The following is a 13,674-nucleotide window of genomic DNA, read 5'->3' as shown; positions in this document are numbered from 1 at the left end:
ATTCGAATAATGTGCCATCACCTTTCTAACAGCATACTTTTTTTATCGTAGCATCATAATATCTGTTAGAAATTGTTGGATTTTGTTATTCAGCCTATCGAAATCTGATAAAATATTTTCCACCTGCTTTAATTATAAACAGAAAACTGTAAATTGTTAACTGAAAACTGTTTATATGTTAAAAACGCTAGATCTGAGCCAGGTAATGGTGCTTGATATTGAAACCGTTCCGCAATATGCTTCTTTTCAGGAAGTACCACCCCATTTTCAAGAACTTTGGGAACAAAAAACGCATTATCAACGCAATGGCGAGCAAAGTGCTGAAGACTTTTACGACCGTGCAGGTATCATGGCTGAATTTGGTAAAATTATCTGCATCAGCCTGGGCATTTTCTATATTGAGGAAAACACGCACAAACTGCGCATCAAATCCTTTTCGGGGCACGATGAACATCTAATACTTTCTGAATTTGCAGCGCTGCTTTATAAGCAAACACCTAACCTGATGTTCTGTGCCCATAACGGAAAGGAATTTGATTTTCCATACCTGTGCCGCAGGCTTTTAATTAACCAGATAGAAATTCCTGCACAGCTGGAATTATCGGGCAGAAGACCCTGGGAAGTTAATCATATTGATACCATGGAACTCTGGAAATTTGGCGACTACAAACATTTCACCTCGCTTAACCTGCTTGCTGCCATTCTCGATATCCCAACGCCAAAAGATGACATTAACGGCAGTCAGGTAAAACAGGTATATTATGAAGAAAAAAACCTGCCCCGGATTGTGACCTATTGCCAGAAAGATGTAATTACTACCGCACAGGTACTGTTAAAATTTAAAGGAATGGATATAATTCCGGAAGAAAATATTACCATTGTAACCTGATGGCAGAATTAAAAATAAACATTCCCGAATACGCTCAAGAAAAGGGTGCTGTTTCATTCTGGGAAGATGGATTTATAATTAAAAGCGAAGTTCTGAATGATCAGATTATGATTTCAGCCAACCATGCCGGCTTAATTTCTTTAGTAAAACAGCTGCTTTCTCTGGCACATGCCGAAACTTCATCCGGTTGCCATTATCATTTAGATGAACACAATAGTTTAGAGTCAGGTTCAAAAGAAATTGTAATCAGTAAGATTTAATGCTAAACGTTAAAAATTTAAATATCAATTTCTACAACCAGGAAGATAAAAGCTGGTTCAATGCCGTTAAAACCATAAGTTTTAATGTTAAAAAAGGTACTGTTTTGGGTATAGTAGGCGAATCGGGCTCCGGCAAATCGGTTACGTCATTTTCCATTATGCGTTTACATGATGAGGGCCTGGCAAAAATCACGGGTGATATCGAATTTGAAGACATCAGCCTGCTTAACTTAAATGCTAACGAGATCAGGCAAATCAGGGGGAATCAGATTTCGATGATTTTTCAGGAACCCATGACCTCCCTTAATCCTGTTTTTACTTGCGGCGATCAGGTGGCCGAAGCCATTATCGTACACCAAAAGATAGATAAGGCCGAAGCAAAAAAACAGACCATTGCCTTGTTTAACGAAGTGCAGCTTCCGCGGCCGGAAAAAATATTTCACAGTTATCCGCACCAGATCTCAGGCGGACAGAAGCAGCGGGTGATGATTGCCATGGCCCTGAGCTGCAACCCGAAACTCCTCATTGCCGACGAGCCTACTACTGCCTTGGATGTAACCGTTCAGAAAACGATTTTACAATTGCTCCTTAAGCTCAAAACGGAGCGCAACATGGCCATGATCTTTATTTCGCACGATCTAGGTGTAGTAAATGAAATTGCCGACCAAGTGGCCGTGATGTATAAGGGCGAAATTGTGGAACAGGGACCAGCAAAATCGGTGTTTGAAAATCCGCAACACCCTTATACCAAAGGTTTATTGGCCTGCAGGCCCTCGCCGAATTTACAATTAAAAAAATTACCGGTCGTAGCTGATTTTTTAAACAGCGAAACCAGAGACATACCTGCGTATCTGCTGGCTTCAAACCAGTTAACAGCAACAGAAATTGCAACAAGAAGGCAAACCTTATATCAGCAAAAACCATTGCTGCAAATTAAGGATCTCTGCACCTGGTATCCTGTCAGCAATGGTTTATTCGGTAAAATTAACGATTATGTTAAAGCGGTAGATGGTGTGAATTTTGATGTCTTTCCGGGAGAAACCTTGGGCCTTGTAGGCGAATCGGGTTGCGGGAAAACTACGCTGGGGCGCACTATCCTCAGACTAATCCAGCCAACTTCGGGTTCCGTTATATTTAACGGAGAAGACATAACACACCTAGGCAAAAATGAATTGCGAAAACTCAGAAAGGATATCCAGATTATTTTTCAGGATCCCTACGCGTCGTTAAACCCTAAATTAAGCGTCGGACAATCTATAATGGAACCCTTGCAGGTACACGGGCTTTATCAAAATGATACCGAACGCAAACAGAAAGTAATAGAACTTTTAGACAAAGTTGGTTTAAAAGCCGGGCATTTTAACCGCTACCCACACGAGTTTAGCGGAGGCCAGCGGCAACGCGTGGTTATTGCCAGGGCTTTGGCATTACAGCCTAAATTTATCATTTGCGATGAATCTGTATCAGCGCTTGACGTATCAGTTCAGGCGCAGGTACTCAACCTCATCAGGTCCTTACAGGAAGAGTTTGGCCTCACTTACCTTTTCATTTCACATGACCTGGCGGTAATCAAGCATATTTCTGACCGGATTTTAGTGATGAATAAAGGTAAAATTGAAGAAGAAGGCTTCCCTGAAGAATTGTTTAATGCCCCTAAGGCCGAATATACCCGGAAACTTATCGCCGCTATTCCCGGCCAGCCATAAATTATGCAAAGATTTTTTTCTATTACTGTTATACTGCTGCTTTACATAGCAACCTACGCGCAAAAAGTAGAAATAATACAATCAGGCCCTATTTTTAAGCAGGCGCCTTTTGAAGCCTGTCATGCTTCAACACTGGTTGATCTCGGAAATGGAAAAATTATGGCTGCCTGGTTTGGAGGCAAACATGAAGGAAGCAAAGACGTGGTTATTTGGTCGGCAGTAAAAGACGGCACCGAATGGAGCCAGCCTATTGAAATTGCCAACGGGATACAAAACGATACCAGCCGTTTAGCCTGCTGGAATCCGGTTCTTTTTAAAGCAAAAAACGGCATCTTATTTTTACATTACAAAGTAGGCTTAAATCCCCGTACCTGGTGGGCCGAATATAAAACATCTGCCAACAATGGTAAAAGCTGGTCTGAAGCTAAAAAATTACCGGAAAATTTCCTGGGACCTATCAAAAACAAACCCATCCAACTGGCAAACGGAACCATCCTCTATCCGTCAAGCACCGAAAGTCAGGATGAAAAAACGTGGCATATCCATATCGAAAAATCGGATGCAAATGGCAAAAACTGGAAAAAAATTCAGATCAACTGCGATACCTTTGGCGTTATCCAGCCCTCCATTCTTACATACCCAAATGGAAAACTACAATTACTTTGCAGGAGTCGCCAAAATGTGATTGTAGAAAGCTGGTCTGCAGATCATGGGGAAACCTGGTCAAAATTAAAACCTACCCAACTGCCTAACCCAAATTCGGGCAGCGATGCGGTAACTTTGAAAGACGGCCATCAATTGCTGGTTTATAATCCGTTAACCGCGGGTAAAAACTGGTGGGAAGGCCGCTCAGTATTAAAGCTGGCCATATCAACCGATGGTAAAAACTGGAAAGATATTTACACCCTCGAAAACCATTTAAAAGGCGAATATAGCTACCCAGCCATTATTCAGGATAAAAATGGAAACATCCATATCAGTTATACAGCTGAGCGTAAAAACGTTACCTATGTTGAACTTAAATCAACAAAATCATAGTTGGAATCTTCATCTCCAATCTCACATCTCATATCTCATATCTCACATCTCGGATCTCAAATCTCAAACCCCTTACCTACATTTTACACGGCAAATCCTGCCACTTCCCTATCTTTTCTGTATCTTCGATAAATTCAGTTTAGCGTATGGCAAAGAAAAAATCGGCAAATATAAAATTGGTTCTGAATCAATTGGTTAGTGATATTTTTGAAAAAAACAATAATCAGTTGCTCAATTATAAACAGGTTTCGGCAAAATTGAACCTAAATGATCAGGAATCAAGAGAAACGATTTTAGAGATATTAAAAGAAGGAAAAAATGACGGCATTTTCCTGGAACCGCAAAAAGGTAAATTTAAACTTAAAGAACTGCAGAACTTTATTATTGGCACCGTAGATATGACGGCTGATGGTTCAGCTTATATAGTTCCTGAAGACGAGTTTGAAAAAGATATTTTTGTCGCTCCCCGCAAGCTTAAAAATGCGCTGCATGGCGATACGGTAAAAGCTTATGTTTTTGCCAAAAAGCGTGGCCGGAAAAACGATGGCGAGGTTGTCGAAATCATTAAAAGAGCAAAATCAGACTTTACAGGCGTGATTAAAATATCAGATCACTTTGCCTTCGTCGTTGCCGACGATAAAAAAATGATGCATGATATTTTTGTACCACTGGCTGATACCCATGGCGCAAAAAGCGGCCAACGGGTATTGGTAACATTATCCGACTGGCCAGAAAGCGCTAAAAATCCGGTAGGTATTGTAAAACATGTGCTGGGCAACCAAGGTGAAAACAACACCGAAATGAACGCCATTCTGGCTCAATATGGCTTTCCGCTCGAGTTTCCTGCACAGGTAGAAAAAGAAGCCAATGCCATTCCGGAAGAAATTTCTGCTGCTGAGATTGCTAAACGCAAAGATTTTAGAAAGGTGTTAACCTTCACTATCGACCCGGCTGACGCAAAGGATTTTGATGATGCCATTTCTTACCAGAAACTACCGAATGGAAACCATGAAATCGGGATCCATATTGCCGATGTTTCACATTATGTGCTCCAGGGGACTGAACTTGATAAAGAAGCTTACAGCCGCGCAACATCGGTTTACCTTGTTGATCGTGTAATCCCAATGCTGCCTGAGCGTTTAAGTAACGGCGTATGCTCGCTTCGTCCGCATGAAGATAAATTATGTTTTGCTGCAGTTTTTGAACTCGATGAGCAGGCAAACATCCAAAACGAATGGTATGGCCGCACCGTAATCCACTCCGATCGCAGATTTACCTACGAGGAAGCACAGGAAGTAATTGAAAATAAAACCGGCGATTACGCAACCGAAATACAAAAACTGAACGAGCTGGCTTACATCCTGCGCGACCGCAAGTTTAAAAATGGTGCCATCAGCTTTGAAAGCACCGAAGTTAAATTTAAACTCGACGAAGCGGGTAAACCTATAGGCGTTTACGTTAAAGAACGCAAAGATGCCCACAAATTGATCGAAGATTACATGCTTTTGGCCAACCGCAAAGTAGCTGAATTTATTGCCAAAAAAAGTAAGGGTAAGCAAAAATTAACTTTTGTTTACCGGGTACACGATTCGCCGAACATGGAAACCCTTGAAACTTTTGCCAACTTTGCTTCCCGTTTTGGTTACAGAATCAACACCAAATCTGATAAGGAAATTGCCAAATCACTCAACCATTTGATGGCCGATGTTGAAGGCAAAAAAGAGCAGAATATTTTAACCTCACTGGCCATCCGTTCTATGGCCAAAGCCATTTATACCACAAAAAAAACAAGTCATTATGGTTTGGCTTTTGATTATTATACACATTTTACCTCGCCAATCCGCCGTTACCCTGACGTAATGGCCCACCGTTTACTGCAAACCTATTTAGATGGGGGCAAATCGGCCGATATGGAATTTTATGAAGTTGCCTCTGTACATTCTTCGGCAATGGAAAAAAGGGCGGCTGAAGCTGAAAGAGCATCAATTAAGTACAAGCAGGCCGAATTTTTAGAAAACAATATCGGTACCGAATACAAGGGTGTTATTTCCGGCGTTACCGAATGGGGCATGTATGTAGAAATTGAAGAGAATAAATGCGAAGGTATGATCCGTTTACGCGATATATCTGATGATTTCTATGTGCTAGACGAAAAAAACTATTGTATTGTTGGCCAAAGAAAAAAGAAAAAATATCAACTGGGAGATGAAGTAATGATCCGTGTAAAAAAAGTTGACCTTTCTAAACGTCAGATCGATTTCACCCTAATTCCTGATTAAAAAATTAAGACATTTGTGCCCGAAACACAATGTTGAAACAGAACATGCATACGACAGAACAATTACAGCAGATTTTAGATACCGCAATACAAAATTTAAATTTACCAGGTTACCCGAAACAACTTTACGATCCAATCAGTTACATTATTAACCTCGGCGGCAAACGCGTAAGGCCCCTGTTGGTACTTATGGCTACTGAATTGTTTGGTACAGATGCCAATGAATCTGTACATGCTGCCATGGCCATCGAAATTTTCCATAATTTCACCCTGGTACATGATGATATCATGGATAATGCACCATTACGCAGAGGACAGGCAACCGTACACGAAAAGTGGAGTACCAATGTGGCTATCTTAAGCGGTGACGTGATGATGGTAGAAGCCAATAAAAACCTGGCGAAAGTAAATCCAGTTTTTTTGAAAGATTCGCTTGATACTTTTAATAGTACTGCACAAGGCGTTTGCGAGGGACAACAGCTGGATATGGAATTTGAAGGACGTGATGATGTAAGTATTGCGGAGTATATCAACATGATCAGACTTAAAACAGCCGTACTTCTGGGAGGCGCACTTAAATTAGGAGCAATAATTGCCGGTGCACCTGCAAAAGATGCCGACCTCATTGAACAATTTGGTGAAAACATAGGCATTGCCTTTCAACTGCAGGATGATATTTTAGATGTTTATGCTGATCCTGAAAAGTTTGGCAAACAGGTTGGTGGCGATATTATTGCCAATAAAAAAACTTTCTTATTGCTAAAAGCTCTTGAACTTGCTGAAGGCGACCACAAAGCTACATTGAATACCTGGACCAATGCTAAAGCATTTAATGCACAAGAAAAGGTAGAAACCGTTAGGGCAGTTTACGATACCCTGGATATACAGCAAATAGCCAAAGAACACATGAACCATTACCGGGATAAAGCCCTGGCCTTTTTTGCACAGATCAATGTGAGCGATGAAAGAAAGGCCAGCCTGTTAACCCTTACCCACCAGTTAATGGCCAGGGAATATTAAAAAAGCGGGCTTAATTGGTTTGAAAAAGCATCATATAGACTGAAGCACGCTACTGTCGCAAGGTCGGGAAAGATCTTTCCCGTTCAGACTCCCGGCTTCGTTGCCCCGGATCGCATCGAAGCCGATACCGATGAAAGATCCAAATATAAACCCATCTTAAAACGGCAGCCATCACCAGCTTTCGCATTAAGATGGCTTTGTGCTTAAGCTTTAACCAACTTATACTTAATCCAAAAATCAGACTGTTTAGCGGCAATTCCACGGCTTTCCTGCAGCCCTTGGCCACGGCTACGGCTCATCCCCCCTCCTGATCTTCCTCCACCCATACCACCGCGGCCACTGCCCATTCCACCCATGCCTTTTCCACCCGAAAAACCGCCTGCTCTGCCCCCATTTTCCTGCCTGCCTGATTGATGCATAGCAGTTCTATCGGGCTGGTTAATTTTAATGTGATAAACCAATGGCTTTTTTGCCTCTACATTTACGCCAAGTTGTTCCAGCGGAATACGGAGTTCGTAAATCAGGTCTTTATTGGGGTGTATACTCATACCAGTTTCAATCCCATTCTGGTTCTCTGCAGATAAATCACCATCGACAATGTTTTTGAACCCAGAAACACGGATGCTTTTATTCACTGTTGAAGGGTCGTGAGGCATTCCCATATCTCCGTTAGGCTGCGCTATATGATTTGGGGATATATTTACATCTTTAAGTTCATGTGGTCTTTCCATCAGCGGAAAGGTTAATTGAATCCCATCCTTCTTTTTGCCTGCTGTATTAATGTTTAAGGTAATGCCTCCGCTCAATACACTGAACGTAGTTTGCGGATCCAGAGATTCGATAATGATGTAAAGATTCTGGTCATCATTAGCGAGCGCAAAAGCCAGCCGTGTAGCATCGTTGTACTGGTTAAGTGGTTCATTCCATTCGTTCGATATACCGTCGGCCTTAAAAGGTTTTACCATGCGCATATTTTCTTCTACATCTTGCGCATACAGGAAACTGCTTGAAATAAGTAATGGAAGTAATAAGGATATCTGCTTCAGATTCATGGGTTTGGTTTTAAATCACTACCCAAATCTAAAAGTCTGATATGTTAATTTTTGTTATTTAACAGGGTTTAACAATTCAGCGCCGTTGGCAGTCCGAGGTTTGACGCCAGTTAAACGAAGGATAAATCAGCAAAAGAAAATCCCGTCATTGCAAGGAGGAACGACAAAGCAATCTTAATCTTGTGATTTTAGGATAAGGTTAATCAATCAGATTGCAGTTGCTGTGCTGACTGAGAAAGCTAGTTCGCAACTGTAGTTTCAGCTATAACAAAAAAGGGTCCTGATTTGCATCAGAACCCTTTTTATATTCGTTTCATACTAATTATTCTGCAGCTGCAGCTTCTTCAGTAGCTTCGTCTTTTTTAGCTGCTTTTTTCGCAGGTGCTTTTTTTGCTGGTGCAGCTTCAGCTACAACTTCATTTTCTGCAGTTGCTTTTTTAGTAGCTGGCTTAGCAATTGCTGCTTCGATCTCCGCATCAGTGATAGGAAGAATAGAAACATATGATTTGTTATCTTGTTTCTTTTTGAAAACAACAGTACCATCAACTAAAGCAAATAACGTATGGTCTTTACCAATACCCACGCCTTTATCAGGATGGTGTTTTGTGCCGCGTTGACGTACCAAAATGTTTCCTGCAACAGCTAACTGACCACCGAAAACTTTAATACCTAAACGCTTACTGTGCGATTCACGTCCGTTTTTCGAACTACCGGCTCCTTTTTTGTGTGCCATGATTTTATATTTTGTAACCCGCTAAAAGCGGATTATTGGGTTAACAATTAATTATAACGTGATGTCAGAGATCTGAATCTTAGTGAAAAACTGGCGGTGACCATTTTTCTTTTTGTAACCTTTTCTACGTTTTTTGTGGAAAACGATTACTTTATCACCTTTTAAATGAGATACGATCTTAGCTGAAACTTTAGCACCTTTAACTGCAGGAGCACCTACAGTAATTGCACCACCGTTATCAACCAACAATACATTATCAAATTCAATACTAGCGCCTTCATCTCCTTGTAATCTGTGTACAAAAAGGTGCTGGTCTTTAGCAACTTTAAATTGCTGCCCTGCTATATTTACTATTGCGTACATTGTTTAAATATTAGTTTTTTAATTTTTATTTAACGAGGTGCAAATATAGAATAAATTCAATTAACACACAAACAGATATCGAAAATATTTTTCGTTAAAACATTCCCCTCATTTCAACCAAAACTTTCTGATCCCTTTAACCATCCGGTTATGTTTTTTTAAAGCGCCAATATACGCATTTTAGTTCCTTTCTCGCATCCTGCACACGCGCTGTCTACAAACACAATAGCAATGAAAGGCCTCCGCCTTTTCAGCGATGCTTATCGTTTATAATGGGGAATACTCTCGTTTGTAGAGTTCCAGGGCGCACAAGCTTTGTTTCTAAACCCGATAGAGCGGAATAGCCCGGAGCGCAGCGAGGACTATGAGCGAAAGCGGGGCCGCAAGCCGCCAAGAAACACCGAACGCTCATTTCCAAATATTATTTCTGTCGGTCCCACCTCCACTCAAATGACATATCAAAATCTAGGTGTCTATGCATCTCTGCAAATAAACACGTCCGCTCTCTTTCTCAATTTTCCATTTTCCTTTTTTACATCTTCCATTTCCATCATCCGTCTTCCATTTTACCCCTCCTCCCCGTTAAAAAATGTTAAAACATTTTTCTAATTACGAAAACTTCGTAGATTTACGAAAACTAAATAAACAACTAAATAACCATATCATGAAACGAATTTTTACTACTTGCCTGGCTACAGCCATTTTACTATCAGCAAAGGCCCAGGAACCAGACAAAGCTTTGGCCAGGGTGCGCTACACTTTTACACACGTAACCGATACGACACAGAAAGATAAACCCAAAGTAGAAAATATGCTGCTTGTAACCGGTAAAAATGCATCTGTATTTACCAGTTACGATAAAATGAACCAGGCAAAGAACATGCAAATGCAGATCATGGAGCAAATGAAAAACCAGGCAGGTAATGGAAACGTGAAAATTGAAGTAAAAAGTGAAACGAAAGCACCACTTACCCAGGAAGACTATTTCTTTTTTGCAAATGAACATAAAATGATTACCAAAGAGCGCGTATTTAACAATTACCTAATTGAAGAACCTGCTCCAGCCATTAGCTGGAAGATATTAAAAGATACGATGAGCTTTTCGGGAATTGCCTGTCAAAAAGCAACTACACATTTTAAAGGCCGCAACTGGATAGCCTGGTTTGCAACCGATATTCCGTTTCAAAGCGGTCCATGGAAATTAAATGGTTTACCTGGTTTAATTATAGAAGCTTACGATGATAAAAAAGAAGTGAAATTTGAATTTGCCGGACTTGAAAATGTAAAGGAAACAAATGCTACAGACAATACCGATGGAGAGGTTAAAATTGCAGCCCCAAGTGGCGGAGTGAGTTCAGTAAAAATTATGGGCATGGATATTAGCACCAGTTACCTTGGGACTGAAATTAAATTACCAACAAATGCAATAAAAACCACAAGAAAAGAACTGGATAAACTTAAAACAGCACGCGATGAAGATCCGCAAGGTTTTATGCAGGCCCAAATGGCTGCAAATGGAATGCAAGGTTCATTCAAAACCAATCAGGTGCCACGTCCTGCAAGCAAGACCACAAATAAAGCTGAAATCAATAATCCGATAGAAATCGAAGATAAAAAATGAGAAAGTTCATTTTAAGCTGCTGGCTCTTGCTGACAGCGCTTTCTGTTGCTGCACAAAGGCCACTTAAAGGATTGGTAAAAGACGCAAGCGGCAAAGGTATTGAATCCGTTAACGTTACCTTAAAAGATGCCGGCGGTAACATCATCAATTTTACCAGAACGAATAAAAATGGCGCCTTCACCATCGAACTCAAAAACGAAGCCATTGCAGGTTACCACCTTGAAGCTTCGAGCATTGGCTTTAAAAAGCTGGTAACCACCGTAACCGACGTTGCTAAAAATTACGAGGTGATTTTACAACCCAGCGAAACCACACTGGAAACGGTAACTGTTAAAAACAGACCATCATTGACATCCAGGGGCGATACTTTAAATTACCGCACGGCTGACTTTGCCGATAAGCAAGACAGAAGTATTGGCGATGTATTAAAAAAAATGCCCGGTGTTGAGGTGGCCGAGGATGGCAAGATCACCTACAACGGAAAATCAATATCTAACCTATATGTGGATGGGGATAATCTATTGGATGACAAGTACAATATAGGCACTAAAAGCATTCCGCATGGAGCAGTTGATAAGGTCCAGGTTATTCAGAACGATCAACCTGTTAAAATGATGCGCAAAAATAATATGAGTGACGATGTTGCTTTAAACCTGGTGATCAAAGATGAAGCTAAGCTTAAAATGATGGGAGATGCCACTGTTGGTGCCGGCGTCCCCAATCGATTTGATGAAAACCTAACCGCCATGTTGTTTAATAAAAAGCTAAAATTTATCAACAACATAAAAGGAAACAATATCGGCATTGATCCGGGTAGCGACCTTATTGCACATAATTTTTCTGATTATGCAAAAAAACTGGATAACGATAAACCAAACGGACTACTATCTACAGGCGCTGCCGGGGTACCATCCCTGCCACAAAGCAGATATCTGTTTAACAAAGCTGGCCTCATTAACCTTAACAATTTATACAAGTTCAATCCAGACCTCCAGTTAAGGGCCAATATCTCCTATCTATACGACCAGAGACATCAGGAATACAATAAATTTTCGGAGACTTACCTTCCCGGTCAAACCATACGTTATACCGAAACACAAAACAATGCCATTAATCCACAAAAACTCAGGGCGCAGTTTACCCTGAATGGCAATGCGGAACGATACTATCTGAATAACAATCTGGTATTGGAATATACCCCTTTCAAAACCACATCGGATTTAATAATTAATGACGTAGCAGCCAACCAGATCCTTAAACAGAAAACTTTCGATTTATCGAACGAATTTAATTACCGAAAAAAGTTAAAATCAGAGGATGTAATCAATCTCTACTCCTATTTAAACCATACTGCTCAACCCGAAATCCTAAATATTACACCCGGGCTAAACCCTGATATTTTAAATAATGGAAACAGTTATCTTGATTTAACACAGCAGATCAAACTACCAACCTGGTACACCAATAACTATGCGTCATTCGCTTTTGTAAAAAACAACTTCGTACAAACCTACAAAGCAGGCTTTAATATGCAGCAACAGCAGCTTAATTCAGTGCTATACCGCACGCAAAATAATCAGCAAACGGAACCCGTTACAGGAAATACGGTAAATGAACTTGACTGGTTTAAAACCAAACTTTACACTGAAGCCACTTACGAGTATACCAATGAGAAATTAAAGGCTGGTTTAAGCTTACCATTAAGCTACAACCACATTGACTACAGCGATACCGCTAACCAATTGCATAATAGCCTGAATAAGCTATTCATAAACCCTTCGTTTAACCTAAAATACGAAACCAGTACCGAAAATTATGTAACGGCAAACTATAGCTTCAGAAACGACCTGGGAAATATTAGCGACGTGTACCGGGGTACGATTTTAAAGAACTACCGATCATTATTTTCAAACGATGCACCAATTACCGAATCCCAAACACATAACATAGGCGCCGGTTTCAACTTTAGAAAGGCCATGCAAATGTTGTTCGCGAATTTAACGGCCAATTATAGCGACACTGAGTTGAACACCATTTCGGCCTTCAACCTGAGCAACAACATTCAGCAGAAAATTGTACTGCCGTTAAATAACCATATCCGTAACTTCTACCTTGCAGCAAATGCCAGCAAATACCTGTTTACCCTAAAAAGCACCGTAAATGCCGGCGTCAGTTATTCGCAAAGCAGATACAGTCAGCTACAGAACAATGCACTTTTACCGTTTAATACGCAAACCATAGCTTACAAAGTTGGGATTGAAGCCAAGCTGAGCGACTTCATTAACTGGTCTTATGCAGCCAACTATGCCATTACAGATAATAAAGCGATAGTAGCTAACGGGATAAAAACGAATTTTAAACAATTAAGGCAACAGTCTGCTTTAGCGATTACCACAATTAAAAATCTGTACGTAAACCTATCTGCTGAACACCTTTTCACCAGGCAATCATCACAACCTGATTTGAAATATATTTTTGCGGATGCAAACCTGCGCTACAAATGGTTAAAAATGAAGACTGATATTGAATTTGGGATCACTAACCTCACCAATATTAAAAGGTTTGACGCCATTTACCTTTCGGCCAACTCCTTAACTACTGGAACTTATATTATCCCCGGACGGGTAGCCATGCTCAAGGCGACGTTTAATTTTTAAGATTTAATTAGCGGGAAGTACTGCAGCGCATGATCTCCCGCTGAGTTGAGATGATTA

11 protein-coding genes are annotated in these 13,674 nt (G+C 40.6%); 8 read left to right on the top strand and 3 right to left on the bottom strand.

Annotation, left to right across the window (positions count from 1 at the left end; genetic code table 11):
- Positions 1-175: 175 nt before the first annotated feature.
- From DV942_RS23180 to DV942_RS23155, 6 genes are all read left to right on the top strand, one after another.
- On the top strand, positions 176-889 hold the full coding sequence (locus tag DV942_RS23180; RefSeq protein ID WP_090987337.1) for a 3'-5' exonuclease: 714 nt from the start codon (positions 176-178) through the stop codon (positions 887-889).
- Complete coding sequence (locus DV942_RS23175; protein WP_145861451.1) at positions 889-1,149, top strand: Imm32 family immunity protein; 261 nt, start codon at positions 889-891, stop codon at positions 1,147-1,149. Before DV942_RS23180 ends, DV942_RS23175 begins: the two co-directional genes overlap by 1 nt.
- A complete protein-coding gene (locus tag DV942_RS23170; protein WP_145861449.1) occupies positions 1,149-2,855 on the top strand; it encodes an ABC transporter ATP-binding protein in 1,707 nt (568 codons plus the stop codon). Before DV942_RS23175 ends, DV942_RS23170 begins: the two co-directional genes overlap by 1 nt.
- A gap of 3 nt (positions 2,856-2,858) precedes the next feature.
- Positions 2,859-3,893, top strand: coding sequence for a sialidase family protein (locus DV942_RS23165; RefSeq protein ID WP_145861447.1), 1,035 nt, complete (start codon positions 2,859-2,861; stop codon positions 3,891-3,893).
- 146 nt (positions 3,894-4,039) lie between these two features.
- Positions 4,040-6,172: a ribonuclease R gene (gene rnr, locus DV942_RS23160; RefSeq protein ID WP_090987345.1), complete on the top strand. Its 2,133-nt coding sequence runs from the start codon at positions 4,040-4,042 to the stop codon at positions 6,170-6,172.
- Positions 6,173-6,201: 29 nt separating this feature from the next.
- Complete coding sequence (locus DV942_RS23155) at positions 6,202-7,191, top strand: polyprenyl synthetase family protein (protein ID WP_145861445.1); 990 nt, start codon at positions 6,202-6,204, stop codon at positions 7,189-7,191.
- Positions 7,192-7,394: 203 nt separating this feature from the next.
- On the opposite strand, the gene DV942_RS23600 is transcribed toward DV942_RS23155, so the two are convergent.
- From DV942_RS23600 to rplU, 3 genes are all read right to left on the bottom strand, one after another.
- Positions 7,395-8,243 carry a hypothetical protein gene (locus DV942_RS23600; RefSeq protein ID WP_186462381.1) on the bottom strand — a complete coding sequence of 283 codons (849 nt, stop codon included), beginning with the start codon at positions 8,241-8,243 and terminating at the stop codon, positions 7,395-7,397.
- A 322-nt stretch (positions 8,244-8,565) separates the two neighbouring features.
- Positions 8,566-8,976 (bottom strand): 50S ribosomal protein L27, encoded by a 411-nt coding sequence (gene rpmA / locus DV942_RS23145; protein ID WP_145861443.1) that lies wholly within the window; start codon positions 8,974-8,976, stop codon positions 8,566-8,568.
- A 51-nt stretch (positions 8,977-9,027) separates the two neighbouring features.
- Positions 9,028-9,339, bottom strand: coding sequence for a 50S ribosomal protein L21 (gene rplU, locus DV942_RS23140; protein ID WP_039476071.1), 312 nt, complete (start codon positions 9,337-9,339; stop codon positions 9,028-9,030).
- A 664-nt stretch (positions 9,340-10,003) separates the two neighbouring features.
- Between rplU and DV942_RS23135 the strand changes: the two genes are divergently transcribed.
- Together DV942_RS23135 and DV942_RS23130 are read left to right on the top strand one after the other, a co-directional pair.
- Entirely contained in the window at positions 10,004-10,960 is a 957-nt protein-coding gene (locus DV942_RS23135; RefSeq protein ID WP_186462380.1) for a GLPGLI family protein, read from the top strand.
- Positions 10,957-13,617 carry a TonB-dependent receptor gene (locus DV942_RS23130; RefSeq protein ID WP_145861439.1) on the top strand — a complete coding sequence of 887 codons (2,661 nt, stop codon included), beginning with the start codon at positions 10,957-10,959 and terminating at the stop codon, positions 13,615-13,617. Before DV942_RS23135 ends, DV942_RS23130 begins: the two co-directional genes overlap by 4 nt.
- The last annotated feature ends 57 nt before the right edge of the window (positions 13,618-13,674 follow it).

The organism is Pedobacter suwonensis (assembly GCF_007833675.1).
GTDB classification, from domain to species: domain Bacteria; phylum Bacteroidota; class Bacteroidia; order Sphingobacteriales; family Sphingobacteriaceae; genus Pedobacter; species Pedobacter suwonensis.
Note: the sequence above shows the minus strand (reverse complement) of the source record. Positions and strands in the feature narration are given on the sequence as shown.

Bases quoted from the DNA above. Each gene is read 5' to 3' on its own strand.
- DV942_RS23165 (WP_145861447.1), top strand. From the start codon at position 2,859: ATGCAAAGATTTTTTTCTATTACTGTTATACTGCTGCTTTACATAGCA.
- DV942_RS23130 (WP_145861439.1), top strand. From the start codon at position 10,957: ATGAGAAAGTTCATTTTAAGCTGCTGGCTCTTGCTGACAGCGCTTTCT.
- DV942_RS23180 (WP_090987337.1), top strand. From the start codon at position 176: ATGTTAAAAACGCTAGATCTGAGCCAGGTAATGGTGCTTGATATTGAA.
- rplU (WP_039476071.1), bottom strand. From the start codon at position 9,339: ATGTACGCAATAGTAAATATAGCAGGGCAGCAATTTAAAGTTGCTAAA.
- rnr (WP_090987345.1), top strand. From the start codon at position 4,040: ATGGCAAAGAAAAAATCGGCAAATATAAAATTGGTTCTGAATCAATTG.
- DV942_RS23135 (WP_186462380.1), top strand. From the start codon at position 10,004: ATGAAACGAATTTTTACTACTTGCCTGGCTACAGCCATTTTACTATCA.
- DV942_RS23600 (WP_186462381.1), bottom strand. From the start codon at position 8,243: ATGAATCTGAAGCAGATATCCTTATTACTTCCATTACTTATTTCAAGC.
- DV942_RS23170 (WP_145861449.1), top strand. From the start codon at position 1,149: ATGCTAAACGTTAAAAATTTAAATATCAATTTCTACAACCAGGAAGAT.
- DV942_RS23155 (WP_145861445.1), top strand. From the start codon at position 6,202: ATGTTGAAACAGAACATGCATACGACAGAACAATTACAGCAGATTTTA.
- DV942_RS23175 (WP_145861451.1), top strand. From the start codon at position 889: ATGGCAGAATTAAAAATAAACATTCCCGAATACGCTCAAGAAAAGGGT.
- rpmA (WP_145861443.1), bottom strand. From the start codon at position 8,976: ATGGCACACAAAAAAGGAGCCGGTAGTTCGAAAAACGGACGTGAATCG.